This is a genomic window from Xanthobacter variabilis, from assembly GCF_043831965.2.
GTDB lineage: Bacteria > Pseudomonadota > Alphaproteobacteria > Rhizobiales > Xanthobacteraceae > Xanthobacter.
Genome location: NZ_CM195533.1, coordinates 2,482,723 through 2,502,842, shown reverse-complemented (window position 1 = coordinate 2,502,842; position 20,120 = coordinate 2,482,723). Strand labels below are relative to the sequence as shown.

The following is a 20,120-nucleotide window of genomic DNA, read 5'->3' as shown; positions in this document are numbered from 1 at the left end:
TGATGACGTCGCCAAATTCGCTTCCGAGAGCAAGATCCAGACCGAACGGTGAATCAAGCGCGTCATCGTACTCCGCGTGCGTTACAGGGTCCTGTTCCATCATGACACCCATTTGCATGAGACGTCGTGGGATATTCATAGCGCTGCCGCCCGCCGCGCTGAACGCAGCAAAGGGTGCTTGTGCCGATGGCAGGGACCTAATGCTTCTGCAGGTGCATCGAATGGGGCGGGGCGTATGGGCCCACCGCCGAACGCGTCGCCGCCGGAAGGCGGACGCCAGCAGAAAGACAACGACCTCTTCTTCGTCTTGACTTTCAGATCAAGACGAAGCGAGGAGCATAATTTGAACTCAGGTGCGCGTGGGTTTGACGAAAGGCCCCGAAACCCGCTCCGGGCCTTTGGTCTTCCATCAGTCGAGTTCGAGGCCCAGCCGCTTGGACTGGCGCAACACGAACGCCTCCATGCGCTCCCGCCCCAGGGGCGTCAGCCGCACCATGATGCGCCGGCGGTCATGAGGATCGGGATGCTTGGAGACGAACCCGGCCTCCATCAGCTCGTCGATGCGGCGCAGGGCGGTCGTCGTCGGAACGCCTGAGGCCAGGCACAGGCTCGTCACCGAGATTTCCCGTCGGTGTGCCTCGGACATCATCAGGTCCAGCATCATTTCCCAAGCCGGGTCGCCGAAGAGGTTGGGCTCGAAGATCGCGGCGCGATCGGCCTGCGCGGCCAGCATCACACGCAGATATTCAGCCCAGTCGACGCCCCCCGGCGTGGCCGGAGCCGGAGGGCGCGGCCGCGCCGTCTCGCCGCCCACCAGCGCCAACGCCCGCGCAATGGCGCCGGCCACCTCGTCGGCGGTCACCGGCTTCTGCAGGAAATCAACCGCGCGCAGCCGCAGCGCCCCCACCGCGCGGTCCAGCGAGGCGTGGCCCGTGACCACGATGGCCGCCAGCGGCGCCCGGCGTCGGCGTGCGGAAAGCTTCTGAAGGAGCTCGATGCCGTCGATGCGCGGCATCTCCAGATCCGTCACCACGACCTGAAGATGCGGATGTACCTCCACCAGATCCAGTGCTTCGGACGCACTTGTGGCCGTCAGGGTCGGAATGCCAAGCATTTCCAGACCTTCATGCAGCTCGCTCAAATTGTCCGCGTCGTCATCCACCAGCAATATGGAAGGATTTTGTGGCGTCTGTGCATTCATGAGCATCCCCCCCGACGAGATTGTCTTGAACATTCAGATCTTGTCGATTCGACATCAACCACGCCAGCAAATCATCGATCGGCATCTTCCGAGCAACGAGATAGCCCTGGATGAGGTCAACCTTATTGGCACGTACCCTGGCGAGATCCTCCATCGTCTCGACGCCTTCCGCAACCACGCTCATGCCGAGCCGGCGTCCAAGCCCCACGAGCGAAGCGAAGATTTCCCCCGCTTTGGCCGAGCTACGCGCACGGTGGAGAAGATCCATGTCGATCTTCAGCTCCGTCACCGGCAACCGCGCCAGCTGCAGCAGCCCGCTCTGCCGCTGGCCGACATCGTCGAGGGCAAGGCCGAAGCACGCAAGCCGGAGCTGCGCCAGCGCCATCAGGCACTCGCTGGAGCTGTCATAAAGCGCATCCTCGGTCAGCTCGCAGATCACCTGCGCGGGCGCCAGGCCCGCCGCCCGCACAACCGCGGCGAGCTCCCCCGCCGCATCCGCGGCCAGCAGCACGTCCATTGGCAGATTGACGCTGACCGGCCCTTCACACCCCAGCGCCCGCCACCGCGCGCACCCCCGCGCCCCCGCGTCGAGGGTGTAATGAGACAGCCGTTTCATGAGGCCCGGCACGCTGGCCGCCGCGGCGACCACCTCCAGCACCGGAAGGTGCCCGATGCCCGGCAGGTGATCGCCCAGCAACAGTTCCGCGCCATGGAAGGCGAGGGTTCGCGCATCCACCTTCGGCTGGAACATCACCGGCAGGTCACCGCGGGTGATCGCGCAGGAAAGGGCTTCGGCAATATCCGCCTGGCTGGCCTCAAGCGCACGTCGTGGCGACCTTCCCGCTTGATCGGGAACCGCATTTATGAGGCGCAGCAGATCCTCCGGCGCGAACGGCTTCTTGAAGGTGCCGAGGATCGGCGTGCCCCGCAGCCGCGCCGCATCCGCCACAGCGCAGATGATATCTTCGCAACTGCCGCTGATCAGCACGATCCCGGGCTGTCGCGGAAACCGGGACAGCCGACGCAGGGCCTCAGTGCCATCAAGGCCCGGCAAGGAAAGATCAAGCAACAGCACATCACATCGCCCAAGCCTTTCCGGAGTGAGCGAGGCAACGCTGCCGATGGCCTCCACATCATGACCCGCCATGTCCAGCAACTCACCGAGATCCTCACGGAACGCCTCGTCGTCATCAAGAATGAGGACCCGCTTCTTCATGGTCTTGGTGTTCTTTCCTGTCTTCGGCGCGAGGGGATTGCATCGAGCCAAGGGCGGCGGATCGGGACGACAGATCGGAGCCTCCACTTACGCTCGCGTGGTTCTGCTCCGCCCATTGGCCCGCGAAAGCCGCAGACCCGAGCCTAATGCTAGGCCGGGTTCTACAAACTCCTGACCAGAGGAGCCGAACCTCTTGAGGCGAGGTGAGGCTTACTTTCGGTTTGTGATGGATTGCCACGCCCCCAAGAAGGAAAACTGTTCGATCCCCACCCCTTAAAAGTCAAATACGGGATTCTCCGCACTGTTTTTTGTCGAACCGGATTTTCGCCCAATGCGAGGAGAGCACAAGCTCTACAATCAAAAATAAGTACCATCATAGGGAATGCCAAGGTCCCGCCGATACCATTCGCCCCCATTGATGCAAAATAATACCACCCGCCGCCACAGATCCGGACCGGTCAGATTTTTTCATTTCATTCCCGGAGTGAATCCTCGTTGACCCTGCGGCGAGCACAGTTCTTCCATACGCGCTGATGAAATCCGCCCGCGTGTCAGGACGCAGTCGAGACGATGAGCCATCTACTGGTCGTGGACGACGAGCCCGATTTTCTCGAGGAACTGGCGGAATCCCTTGCCTTGCGGGGACTTCCCACGGTCTGCGTGCGGCGGGCCGCGGACGCCGTCGAAGCCGTTGGCGCCAATCGCGACATTTCAATCGTCATCACCGACATCCGCATGCCGGACATGGACGGCGTCTCCCTGATCGAGGCGCTAAAGATCGCCTTTCCCGACCGGCACATGAAATTCGTGGTGATGACGGGGCATGCCTCGGAGGAGGACATTCGCCGCGCCGAGGCCGCCGGGGCCGCCGCCTGCTTCCCCAAGCCGTTCGCGCTCGAACCGTTCTGCGAGGTGCTCGTGAAGCTGGGGGGCCGCGATGGACGGTCGTGATGACAGCCCGCCGCTGCGGGGCTTTCTGAACCCGGTCACGCTGCTGCTCGCGGCGCTGCTGATCCTGGTCGGCTGTCTGCCGTTCGCAGCCGCAGTGACCCTTTACAGCCTCCACAGCCAGACGGAGGTTCACCGGGCGACGGACAGCGCGGCCAAGATGGCCAAGCTTCTGCTGCACAGCTTCGAACGCTCCATTGAGCCCATCGATGCCCTGCTTCAGAATTTCGCCAATACATTCGACGCCAACTGGACTCCACTTCAAGCATACGAGGCGCTGAAGGAAGTCAAGCTGCCCACCTCCATTGTGCAGCTCGCAGTGGTGGACAAGGATGGAATACTGATTGCCAGCAACCTCGCCGAGCCCAGTGGAAAGCCCGTCGACCTGAAGGACCGCGAGCATATTCGCGTCCACATGCAGCGCAATTCGGCCCATGGAGAGCTCTTTATCAGCAAGCCTGTCCTGGGACGCGTGTCGAACCTGTGGACGGTGCAGCTGACGCGGCCGCTGAATGATGGAAATGGCGGCTTTGGCGGTGTCGTCGTCGCTTCCTATGCGATCTCCGACTTCATCGAATATTTCAAGCAGTTACGGCTTGAGGACAATATGCTGATCGCGCTCGTGGGCGACGATGGCATCATTCGCGCCCGTGCGGCCAAGGAGACGAGCTTTGGTGAAGACGTTTCCAACAGCCCCGCCTTCCGGAGCATCATGGGCGCGAAGGAGACAATTTATGAATTCACGAGCCGGATCGACGGGGTAGAGCGCATCGGCGCCGTCATCCACTCGCAGCGTTACCCCATATCTGTGGTCGTCGCCTATTCGACCGATTTCGTGCAGCAGCAGACCCGGGATTTCCGAACCGCCATCTGGGGAACGGCTGTGGGGCTGGCCGCGGCCCTGTTGATCCTGGTCCTGCTCGCCAATCGCTACATGAGCATGCAGAAGCGGCTCAACGCCCGCGAGCTGGAGGCCCAGGCCCGGCAGCGCGAGGCCGACGTGCTCGGCGCCATCAGCCGCGTGCCGGGCATCAGCGTTCTGCATGTGGATGAAACCGGCCCCAGCGAAGTCAGCGCCGTGCCCACCACAGCCCTGGCCACCGCCGTGCGCAAGTTTGCCGGCAGCGGCCGCTTCCGGACCCTGGTCGCGGGCCTCAGGGCGCCCCTGATGCGCAACGAGCACCTCAATGACGGCACCCGCGATTGGGAACTGGAGATGGTGGTGGCGCCCATCAAGACCCTGACCACCGAGCGCACAAGCCCCGACAAGCGCGAGGTGGTCGTCTTCGCCGTAGATCAGACCCGCCGCCGGATGGAGGAAAACAAGCTCTACCAGATGTCGAAGCTCGCCTCCCTGGGCGAGGTCGCCACCGGCCTCGCACACGAGATCAACCAGCCCCTTGGCGTCATCCGCCTTGCCGCCAGCAATGCGCTGACGGCGATGAAGCAGGGGGTCAAGCTCGACTATGTCACCGCCAAGCTGGATCGCATCATCCTGCAGACCGAGCGGATGAGCCGCATCATCGACCATATGCGCATCTTCGGCCGCAAGAGCGATGACGCGCTTCAGCCCTGCAGCCCGGCCGATGCGGTGGCTGGCGCGCTGCAGGTGGTGGGCGCGCAGATCCGGCTCGACAACATCCGCATGGAAACCCACATCGCGCCGGACGCGCCCAAGGTTCTGTGCCGGCAGGACCAGCTTGAGCAGGTGCTCATCAACCTGCTCCAGAACGCCCGTGACGCGCTGCTGGACAGCAGTGCGGGGCGCGAGCCGGGCGCGCTGCTGCAGATCACCATCAATGTGTCTTGGGATCTCGAGCCCGCCACGGCCAAGGAGGTGCGCATCGAGGTTTCCGATACGGCCGGGGGCATTCCCGCCGCGATCCTGGAGCGCGTTTTCCAGCCGTTCTTCACCACCAAGCCGCCGGGCAAGGGCACGGGCCTCGGCCTCTCCGTGAGCTTCGGCATCATCCGCAATCATGGCGGCAATCTGAGCGTGCGCAACGGGCCAGACGGGGCGATCTTCACCATCACCCTGCCCACCCTCGCCGGGCGCCCTGCGGACAGCCCCCCGACCGAGGAGGAGGTGGGGGCGGAGGGCTAGCCCCTTGCCGCCCCCACGCGACAGGCAAAAGAGCAGCCTTCTCGGAGGCCTCACGGAGGCCGAGCCGGCGCCGCGGCGGTTCGGCATGGCCGCCACCTCACAGCCGCGGCTTCAGCTGAAGGCGTGATCGGGCGCGGCCTGTTGCGATAATCCCGGACCGTGAAAGCCAACCCGCCCCCAATGGGCCAGAAGCCCGGCCCGGACGATGCCGAGATCGGAAACTGGGAATATGGCCCATCACGGCCATCGTCGCCTTCGCGAGTGAAGCCACCTCTCGGCGCCAAGACGCCAGCCGCCCAGCCACCAGCCCGCCGGCCGCCGCAATCGAAGAGCCCGGATTGAAAGCGCCGTCAGCCTGCCGGGCACGCCGAACGCCACAGCGCAAGGCGGATCTGGTCCGCGTCACTGCACGGCGAGCGCCGCCCGGCTGCGACGCGCGCGTAAGGGGCGCCTGGGAGGCGACCCATATCACGGCATTGAATTTTGGAAGAGAGTGGCTGGGGGACCTGGATTCGAACCAGGATTAACGGAGTCAGAGTCCGCGGTTCTACCGTTGAACTATCCCCCACCATCTCGCCTGCCGCCGCCAGGCCCGAGGGCTGGAAGAGCGGTGGTTCGAGGTGTGTGCCCGAAGGCAGGGGCGCTTATTACGCAATTCGCGGAGGGCGGTCCAGCCCCCTTTTGAATAATCCACAGGCTGAGACGCATTCAGGCGACGCATTGGTGCCATGCAGCAGGCCACCTGTTGCGATGCACCGGATCCGCTTATCTCTGCGTCAGCTTATGGAGTTGAAGATGGCTACGGTTCACGCGAATGCCCATGAGGGGCATGGTTTCATCGCTCGGGTGGGCGCCGCGATGTCCGAGTTCTTCGCGTCTGTCGCTGATGCGCGCCGCATGGCGGATCGGTTCGAAAACCCCACCCACCTTGCCAATAGCGAGGCAGAGCGCATGGGTTTGAGCCGTGAGGACGAGCCCCACGCGGTTCTTCATCCCCGCCACTGAGTTCCAGCTGGCCCGGCCGGCTCTGAAGTTTCGTTTCCTCCCGAGTTTCGTTTCCTCCCAAGACTTATCCCGCACATCCATGATGTGCGGGATTTTTCTTGTCTTGCGCTCAAGCATCGCAATCCCGCCCGGAGCTCGAGCGTTTCCGCGTTTCCTGAAAGCGCTCTATTCCACCCGCACGGTGACGCTATCGGCCCGGCCGGCCGCATCGATGACCGTGATGCGCGCGAAGCCGCGCCCGGCCGGGTTCCAGAACAGCACGCGCCGATCCTGCGCATGGCTCACCGGCTGCCCGTCCACCAGCAAGGTCAACGGAAGAAGGCCCCCTTCCACCTTCACCGCGAATGGTGAGGCCTCGGCATCGGGCGTCAGGCCGTTGTCGTCCCGGACCACACGGGCCCCGTCCGGCGGATAGACGACCTGCATGGCCGCGCCGTCGAGCGCCCCGCCGAAATGCCGTTGGGGCGGCGGCAGGCGCCCATTGCCCGCCACCAGAGCGCCACGGGGCGCAGCGCCCAGGGAGGCCGGGCGACGCACGATGCGGGCAAAGGCGTCGAACAGCAGGGGAGCTGCCGCGGCGCGCCCCGTCAGATCAGCCACCGGCTGCCCGTCGGGCCGCCCCACCCACACCGCCACCGTGCGCCGGCCATCGAAGCCCACCGCCCACGAATCGCGGTAGCCGTAAGACGTCCCGGTCTTGAAGGCGATGCGCCCGCCCAGAGCATTTTCCGGCGCGGGGGTCCCCAGCAGGCACTGGCCCACATACCAGGCCGCCACCACTCCCACGAGGTGGGCCGGCCGCGGCGTCGTGACCGCACCGTCGGCACGCCGATACACCAGGGGCTGCGCCTCCCCGCCCCGCGCCAGGGCGGAATAGAGCATGGCGAGGTCGGTCAGGCGGATCCCCACGCCGCCCAGCCCCATGGGCAAGGCCGGCGCCGCGCCGGCGGGCAATTCCAGCCGCGCGCCCGCATCCTTCAGGCGACTGGCGAGGCGCTGCGGGCCCACCGCATCCAGAAGGCGCACCGCCGGCACGTTGAGCGACATCTGCAGCGCCTTGCGCACGGACAGCGTGCCCTGAAATCCTCGATCGAAATTTTCCGGCCGCCAGGCACCGAAGCGCACGGGCCGGTCCTCGATCAATGTTTCCGGATGAGCGATGCCATCATCGAACGCCAGCGCATAGATGAAAGGCTTCAAGGTGGAGCCGGGGGAGCGCACCGCGCGGGCAAGGTCCACCTCGCCGGCGCGCGCGCGATCGGCGAAATCGGCGGAGCCCACATAGGCGCGCACCTCCGCGCCGTCATTGTCCACCACCACCAGGGCCGCGGAAAGGCCACGGCCGAGCGCCTCGGTGCGCTCGCGCAGCAGGGCTTCCAGACGCTCCTGCAAGGGGGCGTCCAGGGTGAGGAGATGGCGGGACAGGGCCGGCCGCTCGGCCACCATGTCCTCAGCCAGATGGGGCGCGAGGCGCGGCATGGGCCGGCGCCCGCGAGGCATGGGCTCCGCCTTCGCCACGCGCGCCTCGTCGGCGGAAATCACGCCGTCATTCAAAAGCCGGTCGAGCACGCGGGCGCGGGCGGCACGGGCCCGTTCCAGGGCGCGGTCGGGGCGGCGGGCTTCCGGAGACTGGGGCAGCGCCACCAGCAGCGCCATCTCGCCAAGGGTCAGCCGGCGCGGCTCCTTGCCGAAATAAGCGAGCGAGGCCGCCCGCACCCCCTCGATATTGCCGCCATAGGGCGCGAGCGTGAGATAGAGCGAGAGGATCTCCGCCTTGGAGAGCCGAGCTTCCAGCTCCAGCGCCCCGCGCATCTGGGCCAGCTTGGCGGAGAGGGTGCGCGGGCGCGGCGGCTCCAGAAGCCGCGCCACCTGCATGGTGAGGGTGGAGCCGCCGGACACCACCCGGCCGGAGGTCAGCCCCTGCCAGGCCGCCCGCGCCAGGGCCGCCGGATCGATGCCGCCATGGGCGGAGAAGCGCTTGTCCTCATAAGCTTCGATGAGGGCGATGAAGCGCGGGTCCACATCGTCCACCGTGGCCGCGAGGCGCCAGCGGCCATCGGGCAGCGCGAAGGGGCGCAGCAGGCGCCCCTCCCGATCCACCACCTCCCGCGAGACGGCCGGATGGGGCGCCGGTGGGGCCGCCGCGCGCAGGCCCGCGAGCCCCGCCACCGCGCCGCCACCGATGAGCGCCGCGGCAAGGGCAGTCACCGCCGCCAGCCGCGCCGCCAATGGAAAGCGCGATGCGCCGGGCACGCCCTTCCGGCTCTCGGGGTGGAGCGGGCTCATTTGGCGGGGGCCACCTCCACGGTTCCGGTGCCGGTGCGGGCGAAGCGGTCGGGGCGATACATGTCCTCCACCACCGCCGGCGGATGGGCATAGCGGCCGGGCGAGACCGCGCGCACCACATACGCCACCACGAACGGGTCATCCCCCTCCTGGCGCGTCACGGCGGCGACGAAGCGGTCGTCACGGAACTCCACATGGCTGGTCTCGCTGGTCTCGTCGAGCCAGGCGAAGGCCCCATCCTCGCCCCCCTGCACAAGGTTCGGATTTTCGATCTCGAAACCGGCGGGCAGATAGTCCACCAGCAGGATGTCGGCCAGGGCGCTCTCGGTCTCGTTCACCTTCAGCACAACCGCGAAGCGCTGGTTCTGGGTGGCCTTGGAGGGGTCGGCGGGCTTGCCGTCCAGGGTGTAATAGCGCCGCTCCAGCTCGAAGCCGCGGGCAGTGGCGGGCTCCGGCGCCACCGGCGCGCCATTGATGGAGACGACCACCTTCACCGGCTCCGGCCCGGAGTTGCGCACGGTGAGCGGCGCCCGCTCCAGATCAGCGCGGGAGAGGGTGCGGCCGAACACGCCGCTCTGCGCGGCGCCGTCCACGTCCAGGGCCATGGCCTTGGCGCTGTTGACGAGGGAGGTGGCGGCCAGGATGAGCCACGCATTCTCCTGGGTGGAGGTGCGCTCGGTGCGCGTGCGCGCCGCATCCACGCGGGCCAGGGCGATGTCGGCATATTTCTCCATGCCGGCTTCGCGGGCGAGCACGGTGAGCGCCGCCGCATCCCGCAGCACCGAGCCGAAATCGGCCCGGCCCGCCTGCGGGTCGGCGGGCGTCGCGGGCAGGCCTTCCAGTGCCACGTTGAACACCCGCTCGGCGCGGGTGCGATCGCCCAGCAGGGCCAAAGCGGCTGCCACCTGGCCCTGGGCCAGGGGGCCGGTGAGGTTCTTCAGCCGGGTGTCGGCGATGTAGCGCAGGTCACCCAGGGGCGCCCGGCCGTTGCGGGCCAGCACGTAGAGCGCATAAGCGAGCCCCTCGGAGCCGGACTGCATCTCCGCCCCCGCCAGGTTCACCGTGTTGCGCAGCCGGTCCAGGGCCAGGGTGAAGGCCTGATCCGGCACGGCGAAGCCCTTCTCCTTCGCGCGGGTGAGGAAGTCGGCCACATAAGCATCGAGCCAGGTGTCCTCGCCGCCGGCAGACCACAGGCCGAACGAGCCATCCGAACCCTGGCGGGCCATCAGGCGGGTGACCGAATCGCGGATGCGCCCATCCGCCCCCGGGTCCGGCGCGCGGCCGACGAGGGCGGAGAGGTCATTGTAGGAGAGCAGCGGCAGCGCACGGCTCGTGATCTGCTCGGCGCAGCCATAGGGGTAGCGGTCCAGTGCCGCCAGCAGCGCCGGCACGTCGATGGTGCTGTTGGGCGTCACGCTCACCGCCACTGATCCAGTGCCGGGCAGGACATCGCCCAGCAGCGCCTTGGAGAGAGTGAGGCTCTCGCCCGGCGCCAGAGTGCGCACCGTGCGCCGCTCGATCTGCGGATAAGCGGGCCGCACATTGAGCGCGAAGCTGCGCAGGATCTCCACCCCCTGCCCCGTCAGCTTCACGTCGATGGTGGCGGGCCCCACGCTTTTGCCATCCACCGCGAGGCGCAGTGCCGTGCGCTGCTTTTCCGCCAGCGTCACCTCACCGGCCGGCTGCGGAATGGCCGCGGCGCCGGTGGCGGTCACGTCCAGACGGTAGGTGCCGGCGGGAGCCTCCACATTGGCGAGGTCAACGGTCAAGGTGGAGCGGTCACCGGAAGCCAGAAAACGCGGCAAGGTGGCGAGCACCACCACCTTGTCGCGCACCACCACGTCGGTGGAGCCGTGGCCCAGCTTGTCCGCGCTCCAGGCCATGGCCATCAGCCGCACAGTGCCGTCGAAGGCGGGGATGGGGAAGGAGACGAGGGCCGTGCCATCCGCCGCCACCGGCACGATGCCGGAGAACAGAGCGAGCGGCGCCTGGGTGGGCGGGCTCGCCTGCAGCGCCGCCTCGCCGCCATCACCACCGGAGCGCAGCCGCCCGGCATTGCCCTGCATACCGTCGATGAGCATGCCGTAAAGATCGCGGATCTCGGGCGACAGCCGGCGCTGGCCGAAAATGACGGCGTCGGGGGCCGGCGGCTTGAAGCCGGTGAGGTTGAGGATGCCCACATCCACCGCCGCCACCGTCACGAACGCCTTGGCCCCCGGCTCGATGCCGGAGATGCGCACGGGAACGGCCAGGGTCTGGTCTGGCCGCATCTCGCCCGGCGGGGAAAGCTCCACCTTCAGGGTGCGGGCGTCGCGGTTCACGGAGAACCACGCCAAGCCGATGGCCCGGCCCGGCATGCGCCCGGCCGCCACATCCAGCGGACGGTGCAGGAAGGCGACCAGATAGGCGCCCGGGCCCCAATTCTCCGCCACCTTGAAGCTCACCTTGTTGGCGCCGGGGGAAACGGGCACCACCTTCTGCGCCAGCAGGCCTTCATTCACCACCATCACGGTGGCGGTGCCGGCGGTGCGGGCGGTGATCGTCGCCTCCAGATTATCGCCGGTGCTGAAGGCCGGGCGGTCCAGGGTCAGTTCCAGCTTGTCGGGGGTGTCGGCCGTGCCGTCGCCGCCGAAGCCGGATTCAAAGGCCAGGGAAGTCAGCGGCAGACCATCGCCGGTCACGTCCAGGCGGTAGCGCCCATATTCGGTGGGCACCGCAAGGCGCGCCGGTCCATCGGCTGGGGTCGCAAGGCGCCCCTCGCCCACGCGGGTCACCACCTTCACCGGCTCGAAGTCCCAGGAGGAGCCCACCTTGTACCACTGGTAGCGGGTCTCGATCTTGGAGAGGCGCCACGTCAGGCTTGGGGCCGCCAGGGGCTTGTCGTCCACGCCCACCACGGCGACGTCGAAATTCGCGCTCTCCCCTTCACGCACGCGGTCGGAGAAAAGGGGCTTCACGCCGATGACGCTGCCGGCCGGCGCCACGGGCAGCACGATGGTGCGCTGAACGGCGCGGCCGCCCGCTTCCACGAGACGCACCAGCGTCTCCATCTCGAGCGGACGATCGGTGCGCGGCAGGTTGGCGGCGGCAACCTTGAGGCTCGCTTTTCCGCCGGCGTCGGTGCGCGGCGCGTCGGCCACCGGCTGACGCTCGGGGAAGACGTTGTCCTCACTGTTGCCGAAGCGATAGCCCTCGAAGCCCTTGCGGTTCTCCGCAATGCGCACCTCAGTCTCAGCCTCCACATCGAGCCCGGCGGCGGGGGCACCGAACAGGAAGCGGCCTTCCAAAAGGATCTCCGCCGGACGGGTGCGCGAGACCTTCTCATCCCTGGCAGACAGGGTGAACTCCACCCGATCCGGCACATAATCCTCCACCAGGAAGCTGGCCTCGCCGATGGCGGGCAGCTTGGGATCGGTGAAGGCGCGGGCCCGCCAGGTGCCGGTCATGGCTCCCTTCAGCAAGGTGAGGTCCACAGTGCGCCCGCCGGCGGACTGGTCCGCCACCACGAGCCGGCGATCCTCCACGCCATCCGGCCGCTGCAGCACCACGGTGAGCGGCACGCCGGTGGCCGCGCGGCCCTGCGCGTCGCGCAGCAATACGGTGAGATGCACCGTCTCGCCGGAACGGTAGACACCGCGCTCGGGCGTCACGAAAGCGTCGAGGGCACCGGGCGCCTCGCGGCCGGCCACGCCCCGGTCGGTGAGGTCGAAGGCCATCTCCTTGAGGGAGAGGAAGGCATAATCGCCAGCCTTGGTGCGTGCGATCAGCACTTCCGGCTCGAGCCCCGCGGGCCCGCGCGACAGGCCGGGATCAAAGCGCACGATGCCGTCGGCATCGGACCGCGCCTCCCCCAGCACCTCGTTGGACTTGGCGACGAGCTGCACCGTCGCGTCCGCCACTGGCTGCGCGGTGCCCAGGGCGCGCACCATCACGTGCACCCCATCGAGCCCCGACAGAGCGGTGAGGCCGAGATCGGAGACGATGAACCACTGGGTGGCCTCGCTCCCATATTCATCATCGCCCAGCACCTGGTCGGGCTTGGCGGTCATCACATAGACGCCGGGCTCCAGCTTGCCGATGGCATCGGTGATGGGAACGGCCGTGGTCACGTCGCCATTGAGCGGGCTCTCGGTTTCCAGGATGCCGGAATAAACCGAGATGGCGGTGCCGGCCGCCATCTGCTCGCGCACATAGGAATCGATGTTCTGTCGGAACTCGCCCTGGATGGCGGTGGGCACCAGCGCCCGATCACCGATGCGCAGGATGTTCACCTTCACGGCCCGGGTGTTCACCGAAACCAGGGGAACGCCCTTCTGCCCCGTGCGCGGCAGCACATAATTGCGGCCGGTGAAATGCACGGACGGCGCGCGGTCGCGCACATAGAAGGAGAGCTCCACCGGCTTGCGCAGGCTTTCGCCATTGGCGGCCGGAACGCCGGGGCGCACGCGCAGCGTATAGCGCTCGCCGTGCTTCAGTCCCTCCACGCAGATCTGGCGCGCCTCGGCGGTCACCGCCGGCTTCGTCAGCTCCGCCACCTGCACGAAGGGGGCGAAATCCGCGCCCGTGGCCAGATCGTCGGAAAACTGCACGCAGGCGCGCGGATTGGCCGAATCCGCCTCCACCGAATAGTCCACGAGGCGGAAGCCATGCTCCTCCCGCAGCTTCTCATAGAACGCGCGCTCAGCAGGGGCGTCGCGCAGCTCCAGCGACGCTTTCATGGTCTCCAGCGCCGCATTCCACAGCCCGCGCGAGGCATAGAGCCGGCCGATGAGGCCCAGCGCATCCGCCTCCTGCGCCCGCGTGCCGGCGCGGCGATAGGAGATGTAGGCGGCGGCCAGCGCATTGTCGGTGAGGGCGCTCGCATTTTCGTCTTCAGTCGGCTTGATGGCCGCCAGCGAGCGGGCGAGCCGCAGCCACACGCCGGCATCCTGCGGCACCGCCAAGGCAAGGCTGCCGTATAGCGCGGCGGCCGAGCGGGCATCGTTGCGCTGGAAGGCCTGGTCCGCATCACGCCGCGCACGGTCGAGGGGGATGGTGGGGGCGAACACCTCACGACGAAGGTACCGCTCATAGCGCTTGGCAGAGGTGACGAGATCCGCCCGCTGGAAGCTCTTCAGTGCCGCGGGCCGGGCCGGCGCGGGCGCGGTGGCGGGCGGCGTGGTCGCGGGAGCAGGTGCGGGAATGGGAGCCGGAGGCCGCGGCTGCGCCAGCGCGGGGCCAGAGGCCACCGCCAGCGCCAGAGCGCTCGCGCCCAGCACCCTCAGCGCACCGCTCGTACCCCGCGCGAGGAGATGGCGAGCGAGTTTCGTGGCAGCGCATGGCCCGAACGCGAATTTCATGGGTCCCCTCCCCGATGCCGGGCATCGTGGCTGTGGGGGCGTCACATTTGGGCGGTGAGCCTTCCGGTGCGTCGGCCCTGGCGGGCGACCTCCGGGCACATGGGCTTCCGCGCGACGCGACACACCCTCATGTCAACAGAAACGGCTCACGGCCGCCGGTCCCTCGGCTTGCGCGACAGGCCCGGCCTCACCCTGCGTCGACATCTAGACGCAAGCCATGGGCCTCGCCAAGGGTAAATCTGAGACGTTCGGGAGCGGGCATCGTCCAGCGGGCACAGGCGTGAAAAGCGCAGCCGGCTTCGGGAGGTAGCCGCCGCCTCAGCCCTTCTCCGGCAGCAGCACATGAACCCGCAGCAGATGCACATGGCGCCGGCCAATGCGGGCCACCAGCCGCCGCTCGGCCTTCACCCCGGAGGGATGGCCGCCCAGGCGCTCATAATGCTTGCGGGAGATCAGCAGGCCCTGCCCGGCATTGGGCATGCCCAGCAAAGCCAGGCGCGCGGCCGCCACCGCCTCGCCCAGGCGCGGGCGCAGGCCGTAGCCGTCCACCGCCAGCCGGAAGGTGGCGGCCAGGCGATCCGCCTGCCCCCGCCGCTCCGCGGTCTCGATGAAATTGGCCACCTCGCGCGCCCACCCCTCCTCGAGGAACGAGCGCGGCGACAGAAACAGCAGCCAGCGCCCGCGCGCCTGCGCGGCGCCCTGGCGCAGGCGCACGCCCACGTCGCTCACGGAATGGAGAAAGGTGCAACCGGCCGCATCGGCAATGGCCGCCGTGTCGTCGGTGGACCCACTGTCCACCAGCGTCACGTCCCGCAGGACACCGGCAGTCACGCCCTGCACCAGCGCCGAGAGCACCGGTACCAGCTGACGTTCCGAATTCTGAGTGGCGATCACCACGGACAGCAAAGGGCCAACGCTCCCGCATTTATGTGACAGCTATACCGCCGCTGCGCTGCAACGTCGATTCCGCAATGCACGCAAGGGGCAAGGCGACCCACTGCAACCCTGGCGATCATCACCGCCTCGCGCGGCGCTTGAGGCGCGTGCCGCCAGCACTTTCCCCTTCCCTGCGGATGTGGCAAGCGGGGACTTCGACTTTTTCAGGCCCCGCGGCCCCGCCCACGCCGGACACAGCAGATGAAATCCTCCGATGTCGCCCTTCTCATCGTTCCCGGCTGGAAGGGCTCGGATGCCGACCATTGGCAGAGCCGCTGGGAAAGCCGCCTCTCCACCGCCCGCCGCGTGGAGCAGGACGACTTCGCGCAGCCGGATCGCGGGGCGTGGGTCGAAAAGCTGCGCGCGGCGGTGGCGGCGGCGGACAAGCCCGTGGTGCTGGTGGCGCACTCCCTCGGCGTGCCGACGGTGATCCATGCGGCGCCGAGCCTGCCGGCCGGCAAGGTGGCAGGCGCCTTCCTGGTCGCCCCGCCGGACCTCGACGCCGCGCCCCTCAACCCGCTGTTCGGCTCGTTCGCCCCCATCCCCCGCGCACCCCTGCCCTTTCCGGCGCTCGTGGTGGCGAGCCGGAACGATCCCTATTGCCCCTATCCCCACTCGCAGGAGCTGGCGGCGGCCTGGGGCGCCGAGCTGCTGGACGCGGGCGAGGCCGGCCATATCAACCCGGACGCCGGCTTCGGCCCATGGCCGGAAGGCTCCATGCGGCTCTTGGGCTTTCTGCGCGCCCTGGGCTGAGCATTCACCTTGTTAACAGCCCCTTAACCGTTTTTGTGGACCGCGCCGCCTTTTGCCGCTACCTCTTTGCGGATCAAGCATCACGCGAGAGCCGCCATGCGGGAATCACAGGCACCGGCCACGGTTGGACAGGTCGGCAAGCGTAGCATTGCCGGTTTTTCGGCCAGCGTCCTGTTTCGGACCAGCATTCTGTTGACGAGCCTTGCGCTCGCCGCATGCCAGACGGACGGTAGCGGGATGGCCTCCGCCAATGGCGGCCTTTCCTTCGTCTCCATCGACGGGCCGCCCAAGCCCACCTTTGAGAAGCTGGTGAACGAGCTCTCCTCGGAGGCGCAGAGCCGGCAGGTGAAGGTGGCCTCCCGCGATGATCCTGGCGCCTATAAGGTGAAGGGCTATCTCTCCATGCATGTGGAACGGGGCAAGGCCTCGGTGGCCTATGCCTGGGACGTTTATGACGCCAACAAGACCCGCGTCGCCCGCATCACCGGCGAGGAAAACGCCGGTCCGGTGAAGGGCTCGGCGACCTGGGCGGCCTGCAACGACGCGGTTTTGGCGAAGATCGCGGACCGCTCCATGGCTGATCTTTCCCAGGCGCTGGGTGTCGGCGGCACCGCGCCCGCGGCGAGCCAGCCGGCGGTGGCCGCCGTGGCTTCCAGCCGCGATGACGCCGGGCCGGCGGCGGCTGAAGAAGCCAAGCCGGCCGCGGCGCAGGAGGCCCCGGCAAGCGCGCCCGCGGAAGCGCCGGCCGCGGCCCCGGAACCCCCCGCCGATGGCGGTGGCCAGGTCGCCTCTCTGGGGGCGGCGACCCCCGCCCTCGCCTATGCGGCCAACTGAGCCGCGTCTTTACAAGGTCCCGCGCAGGCGCCTATCAGAGCCTCCCAGCCTCAACAACCCGCCGTGCGGGTGGAGCGTCAGATGTCAGCGGAGAACGGTCCTATGAAGCTCGTCGCGGGGAATTCCAACCGCGCGCTGGCGGAAGCTATTGCCGCCTATCTCGCCATCCCCCTGACCAAGGCGGTGGTGCGGCGCTTCGCGGACATGGAAATCTTCGTCGAGATCCAGGAGAATGTGCGCGGCCAGGATGCGTTCGTGGTGCAGTCCACGTCGTTTCCCACCAACGACCATCTCATGGAGCTGCTGATTATCATCGACGCGCTGCGCCGCGCCTCGGCCAAGCGCATTACCGCCGTGGTGCCCTATTTCGGCTATGCCCGACAGGATCGCAAACCCGGCCCGCGCACGCCCATCTCGGCCAAGCTGGTGGCCAACCTCATCACCCATGCCGGCGCCGACCGCGTGATGACCATGGATCTCCATGCCGGGCAGATCCAGGGCTTCTTCGACATCCCCACCGACAACCTCTATTCCGCGCCGGTGATGGTGCGGGACATCAAGGAACGGTTCGAACTGTCGAACCTCATGGTGGTTTCGCCCGACGTGGGCGGCGTGGTGCGCGCCCGCGCTTTGGCCAAACGCATCGACGCCCCCCTCGCCATCGTCGACAAGCGCCGCGAGCGCCCCGGCGAGAGCGAGGTGATGAACGTTATCGGCGACGTGAAGGGCCGGCGCTGCATCCTGGTGGACGATATCGTGGATTCCGGCGGCACCCTGGTGAATGCCGCCGATGCCCTGCTGGCCCGCGGCGCCAGCGAAGTGCATGCCTACATCACCCATGGGGTGCTCTCCGGCGGCGCGGTGGCGCGCATCACTGCATCCAAGCTCAAGGAATTGGTGATCACCGATTCCATCCAGCCCACCGAGGCGGTGCGCGTGGCGCGCAACATCCGCGTCCTGTCCGTTGCCACCCTCATGGGCGAGGCCATCGCGCGCACGGCGCACGAAGAATCGGTCTCCAGCCTGTTCGACTGAGCGGCCGCGGCTCCAGCCTGACCTTGGGGGATCAGTTTAGAATTCCTCCAAGTGTCATCCGCGGGTCACGCGGGATGTGGAGGGTGCGGCGTCTTCGATCAGATGGCAGCCCTTCCATGCGTCTCCGCACCTTGGCCCTCGCATCCACCGCCTTTGTCCTCCTGGCCAGCCCCCATGCGGGCGCGGCCGAGCCCCCGGCGCCGAAGCCGGGCCTCGACAAGGTGGGGCACATTGTCGTGCTGTTCCTGGAGAACCGCAGCTTCGACAACATCTATGGCCTGTTCCCGGGCGCCAACGGCATCGCCAATGCCGGCGCGACCGCGACCCAGACCGACCGCGACGGCAAGCCCTATGACCAGCTTCCCCTGGTCATGAACGTGAACATCAAGCCGCCGGTGGTGGACAACCGCTTCCCCGACAACCTGCCCAACAAGCCGTTCCGCGCCGACGCCTATGCCGGCCTCGAGCAGACCACGGGCGATCTGGTCCACCGCTTTTACCAGCAGCAGGAACAGATCAACGGCGGCAAGATGGACCGGTTCGCGGCCATCTCCGATGCCGGCGGCCTGGCCATGAGCTATTACGACGGCTCGCGCCTGCCCCTGTGGCGCTATGCGCAGAAGTACACGCTGGCGGACAATTTCTTCCACGCGGTGTTCGGCGGCTCGTTCCTGAACCACATGTATCTGGTCTGCGCCTGCACGCCCGAATTCAAGAACGCGCCCGAGGGCATCCGCGCCCAGCTCAACCCCGACGGCACGCTCAAGAAGGATGGCGCGCTCACCCCTGACGGCTATGCGGTGAACACCATCTATTCCAGCTACATGCCGCGCCCCGCCTCCGCCAACGACCCGGCCAAGCTCCTGCCGCCCATGGAAGAGCCCACCATCGGCGATCGCCTGACCGAGAAAGGCGTGAACTGGGCGTGGTATTCGGGCGGCTGGAACGACGCCATTGCCGGCCACCCGGACATGTCGTTCCAGTTCCACCACCAGCCCTTCGCCTATTTCAAGGCCTATGGCGACGGCACGCAGGCCCGCGCCACCCATCTGAAGGACGGGGTGGACTTCATCGAGGCCATCAACAACGGCACCCTGCCGCCGGTGTCCTTCTACAAGCCCATCGGCGTCGCCAACGAGCACCCCGGCTACACCAGCGTGCTGGCCGGCGACCGCCAGGCGGCCGACATCATCTCCCTGATCGAGCGTAGCCCCATCTGGAAGGACACCGTCGTCATCGTCACCTATGACGAGAATGGCGGTCTCTGGGACCATGTGGCCCCGCCCAAGGGGGACCGCTGGGGCCCGGGCATGCGCATTCCCACTTTGGTGATCTCCCCCTTCGCCAAGAAGGGGTTCGTGGACCATACCGAGTATGACACCACGTCGGTGCTGAAGCTGATCGAGACCCGCCATGGCCTGAAGCCGCTGGCGGAGCGCGACGCTAAGGCCAACGACCTCACCAACGCGCTCGAGCTCAACTGACGCGCCCGGCGGCCCCCGCCCAGGGCGCCGCCGCCAGCCGCGCGGCCAGGAAATCCACCACCGCCGTCACCCGGGCCGGGCGCAGGCCGCCGGGTGGCAGCACAATGTTCAGCGCCAGGTCCGGCATGGACCAGCCGGGCAAAGCCGGCTCCAGCCGGCCGGCCGCAAGATCCTGCCACACCATGAATTCCGGCTGCACCGCCAGGCCCTGGCCCGCCAGGAGCATGGGGGTAAGCGCATCCGCATTGTTGGCGCGAAGGGGCCCCTTGGGCATCACCGTCGCCACTTCGCCGGCGGCGTTCTCGAAGCGCCAGCGGTCCGGCACCGGCAGGTAGGCATAGCCGAGGCACGCATGGGCCTCGAGATCGCGCGGATGGGCCGGGCGGCCGTGGCGCGCGAAATAGTCCGGTGCCCCCACCAAAATGCGCCGCACCGAGCAGATACGCCGCGCCTTCAGGCTGGATGAAGGCAGCACCGCGATGCGCAAGGCAAGGTCAAAGCCCTCCCCCACCAGATCCACCACCGCGTCGCTCAGGTGCAGGTCCACCGACAGCTTCGGGAAGAGCTTGAGCAGCTCCGGCAGCAGCGGCGCCAGATGGCGCAGGCCGAATGACATGGGCGCCGCCAGCCGCACCACCCCATGGGGCTCCACCGATTGGGACACCGCCTCGGCCTCCGCCGCCTCCGCCTCGGCCAGCAGCCGCGCGGCGCTCTCGGCGGCCGCCCGGCCGGCGGCGGTAAGGGAGAGGCGACGGGCCGTGCGGTGCATCAGCCGCGTGCCCAGCCGCTCTTCCAGCCGGCTGATGGCCTTGGACACCGTGGCCTTGGACAGGCCGAGCTCGGCGGCGGCACGCGCGAAGGAGCCCGCCTCCACGACCTTGGCGAAGATGGCCCAGCCTTCCAGGTCCGGCAGGCGATGTGGTGCAGAAATGGAAACCATGGATTTCCATTGTTTCCATTTTTCGCCCCACTGTCCAAT

13 protein-coding genes and 1 tRNA gene are annotated in these 20,120 nt (G+C 67.7%); 6 read left to right on the top strand and 8 right to left on the bottom strand.

Annotation, left to right across the window (positions count from 1 at the left end; translation table 11 throughout):
- Positions 1-409: 409 nt before the first annotated feature.
- Both V5F26_RS10830 and V5F26_RS10825 read right to left on the bottom strand, forming a co-directional pair.
- A complete protein-coding gene (locus V5F26_RS10830; protein ID WP_234056060.1) occupies positions 410-1,201 on the bottom strand; it encodes a response regulator in 792 nt (263 codons plus the stop codon).
- Complete coding sequence (locus tag V5F26_RS10825; RefSeq protein WP_394057517.1) at positions 1,155-2,417, bottom strand: EAL domain-containing response regulator; 1,263 nt, start codon at positions 2,415-2,417, stop codon at positions 1,155-1,157. The genes V5F26_RS10830 and V5F26_RS10825 overlap by 47 nt, the downstream gene beginning before the upstream one ends.
- A 570-nt stretch (positions 2,418-2,987) precedes the next feature.
- On the opposite strand from V5F26_RS10825, the gene V5F26_RS10820 reads away from it, so the two are divergent.
- Together V5F26_RS10820 and V5F26_RS10815 are read left to right on the top strand one after the other, a co-directional pair.
- Positions 2,988-3,368 carry a response regulator gene (locus tag V5F26_RS10820; RefSeq protein WP_234052015.1) on the top strand — a complete coding sequence of 127 codons (381 nt, stop codon included), beginning with the start codon at positions 2,988-2,990 and terminating at the stop codon, positions 3,366-3,368.
- A complete protein-coding gene (locus V5F26_RS10815; RefSeq protein ID WP_394945914.1) occupies positions 3,355-5,469 on the top strand; it encodes an ATP-binding protein in 2,115 nt (704 codons plus the stop codon). Before V5F26_RS10820 ends, V5F26_RS10815 begins: the two co-directional genes overlap by 14 nt.
- Before the next feature lie 494 nt (positions 5,470-5,963).
- On the opposite strand, the gene V5F26_RS10810 is transcribed toward V5F26_RS10815, so the two are convergent.
- The 5 genes from V5F26_RS10810 to V5F26_RS10790 all read right to left on the bottom strand — a co-directional run bounded on the left by V5F26_RS10810 (position 5,964) and on the right by V5F26_RS10790 (position 14,996).
- Positions 5,964-6,037, bottom strand: a tRNA-Gln gene (locus V5F26_RS10810).
- Positions 6,038-6,234: 197 nt separating this feature from the next.
- Positions 6,235-6,591: a hypothetical protein gene (locus V5F26_RS10805; protein ID WP_394945913.1), complete on the bottom strand. Its 357-nt coding sequence runs from the start codon at positions 6,589-6,591 to the stop codon at positions 6,235-6,237.
- Positions 6,592-6,639: 48 nt separating this feature from the next.
- A complete protein-coding gene (gene pbpC, locus V5F26_RS10800) occupies positions 6,640-8,760 on the bottom strand; it encodes a penicillin-binding protein 1C (RefSeq protein ID WP_394945912.1) in 2,121 nt (706 codons plus the stop codon).
- Positions 8,757-14,099, bottom strand: a complete 5,343-nt coding sequence (locus V5F26_RS10795) for an alpha-2-macroglobulin (RefSeq protein WP_394945911.1) — start codon at positions 14,097-14,099, stop codon at positions 8,757-8,759. The genes pbpC and V5F26_RS10795 overlap by 4 nt, the downstream gene beginning before the upstream one ends.
- A 318-nt stretch (positions 14,100-14,417) precedes the next feature.
- Positions 14,418-14,996 carry a glycosyltransferase gene (locus V5F26_RS10790; protein ID WP_234052214.1) on the bottom strand — a complete coding sequence of 193 codons (579 nt, stop codon included), beginning with the start codon at positions 14,994-14,996 and terminating at the stop codon, positions 14,418-14,420.
- 240 nt (positions 14,997-15,236) lie between these two features.
- Between V5F26_RS10790 and V5F26_RS10785 the strand changes: the two genes are divergently transcribed.
- From V5F26_RS10785 to V5F26_RS10770, 4 genes are all read left to right on the top strand, one after another.
- Positions 15,237-15,788 (top strand): RBBP9/YdeN family alpha/beta hydrolase, encoded by a 552-nt coding sequence (locus V5F26_RS10785; RefSeq protein ID WP_394057510.1) that lies wholly within the window; start codon positions 15,237-15,239, stop codon positions 15,786-15,788.
- Between the two features lie 237 nt (positions 15,789-16,025).
- Positions 16,026-16,622: a hypothetical protein gene (locus V5F26_RS10780; protein WP_394945910.1), complete on the top strand. Its 597-nt coding sequence runs from the start codon at positions 16,026-16,028 to the stop codon at positions 16,620-16,622.
- 81 nt (positions 16,623-16,703) lie between these two features.
- Complete coding sequence (locus V5F26_RS10775) at positions 16,704-17,657, top strand: ribose-phosphate pyrophosphokinase (RefSeq protein ID WP_234052022.1); 954 nt, start codon at positions 16,704-16,706, stop codon at positions 17,655-17,657.
- Positions 17,658-17,773: 116 nt separating this feature from the next.
- On the top strand, positions 17,774-19,141 hold the full coding sequence (locus tag V5F26_RS10770) for an alkaline phosphatase family protein (protein WP_394945909.1): 1,368 nt from the start codon (positions 17,774-17,776) through the stop codon (positions 19,139-19,141).
- Here the strand turns inward: V5F26_RS10770 and V5F26_RS10765 are convergent.
- Positions 19,134-20,081, bottom strand: a complete 948-nt coding sequence (locus V5F26_RS10765; protein ID WP_394945908.1) for a LysR family transcriptional regulator — start codon at positions 20,079-20,081, stop codon at positions 19,134-19,136. The genes V5F26_RS10770 and V5F26_RS10765 overlap by 8 nt on opposite strands.
- Positions 20,082-20,120: the final 39 nt, after the last annotated feature.

Excerpts from the sequence above, each read along its gene's own strand:
- V5F26_RS10830 (WP_234056060.1), bottom strand. The coding sequence starts at position 1,201 with ATGAATGCACAGACGCCACAAAATCCTTCCATATTGCTGGTGGATGAC.
- V5F26_RS10825 (WP_394057517.1), bottom strand. The coding sequence starts at position 2,417 with ATGAAGAAGCGGGTCCTCATTCTTGATGACGACGAGGCGTTCCGTGAG.
- V5F26_RS10820 (WP_234052015.1), top strand. The coding sequence starts at position 2,988 with ATGAGCCATCTACTGGTCGTGGACGACGAGCCCGATTTTCTCGAGGAA.
- V5F26_RS10815 (WP_394945914.1), top strand. The coding sequence starts at position 3,355 with ATGGACGGTCGTGATGACAGCCCGCCGCTGCGGGGCTTTCTGAACCCG.
- V5F26_RS10805 (WP_394945913.1), bottom strand. The coding sequence starts at position 6,591 with ATGCTTGAGCGCAAGACAAGAAAAATCCCGCACATCATGGATGTGCGG.
- pbpC (WP_394945912.1), bottom strand. The coding sequence starts at position 8,760 with ATGAGCCCGCTCCACCCCGAGAGCCGGAAGGGCGTGCCCGGCGCATCG.
- V5F26_RS10795 (WP_394945911.1), bottom strand. The coding sequence starts at position 14,099 with ATGAAATTCGCGTTCGGGCCATGCGCTGCCACGAAACTCGCTCGCCAT.
- V5F26_RS10785 (WP_394057510.1), top strand. The coding sequence starts at position 15,237 with ATGAAATCCTCCGATGTCGCCCTTCTCATCGTTCCCGGCTGGAAGGGC.
- V5F26_RS10780 (WP_394945910.1), top strand. The coding sequence starts at position 16,026 with ATGGCCTCCGCCAATGGCGGCCTTTCCTTCGTCTCCATCGACGGGCCG.
- V5F26_RS10775 (WP_234052022.1), top strand. The coding sequence starts at position 16,704 with ATGTCAGCGGAGAACGGTCCTATGAAGCTCGTCGCGGGGAATTCCAAC.
- V5F26_RS10770 (WP_394945909.1), top strand. The coding sequence starts at position 17,774 with ATGCGTCTCCGCACCTTGGCCCTCGCATCCACCGCCTTTGTCCTCCTG.
- V5F26_RS10765 (WP_394945908.1), bottom strand. The coding sequence starts at position 20,081 with ATGGTTTCCATTTCTGCACCACATCGCCTGCCGGACCTGGAAGGCTGG.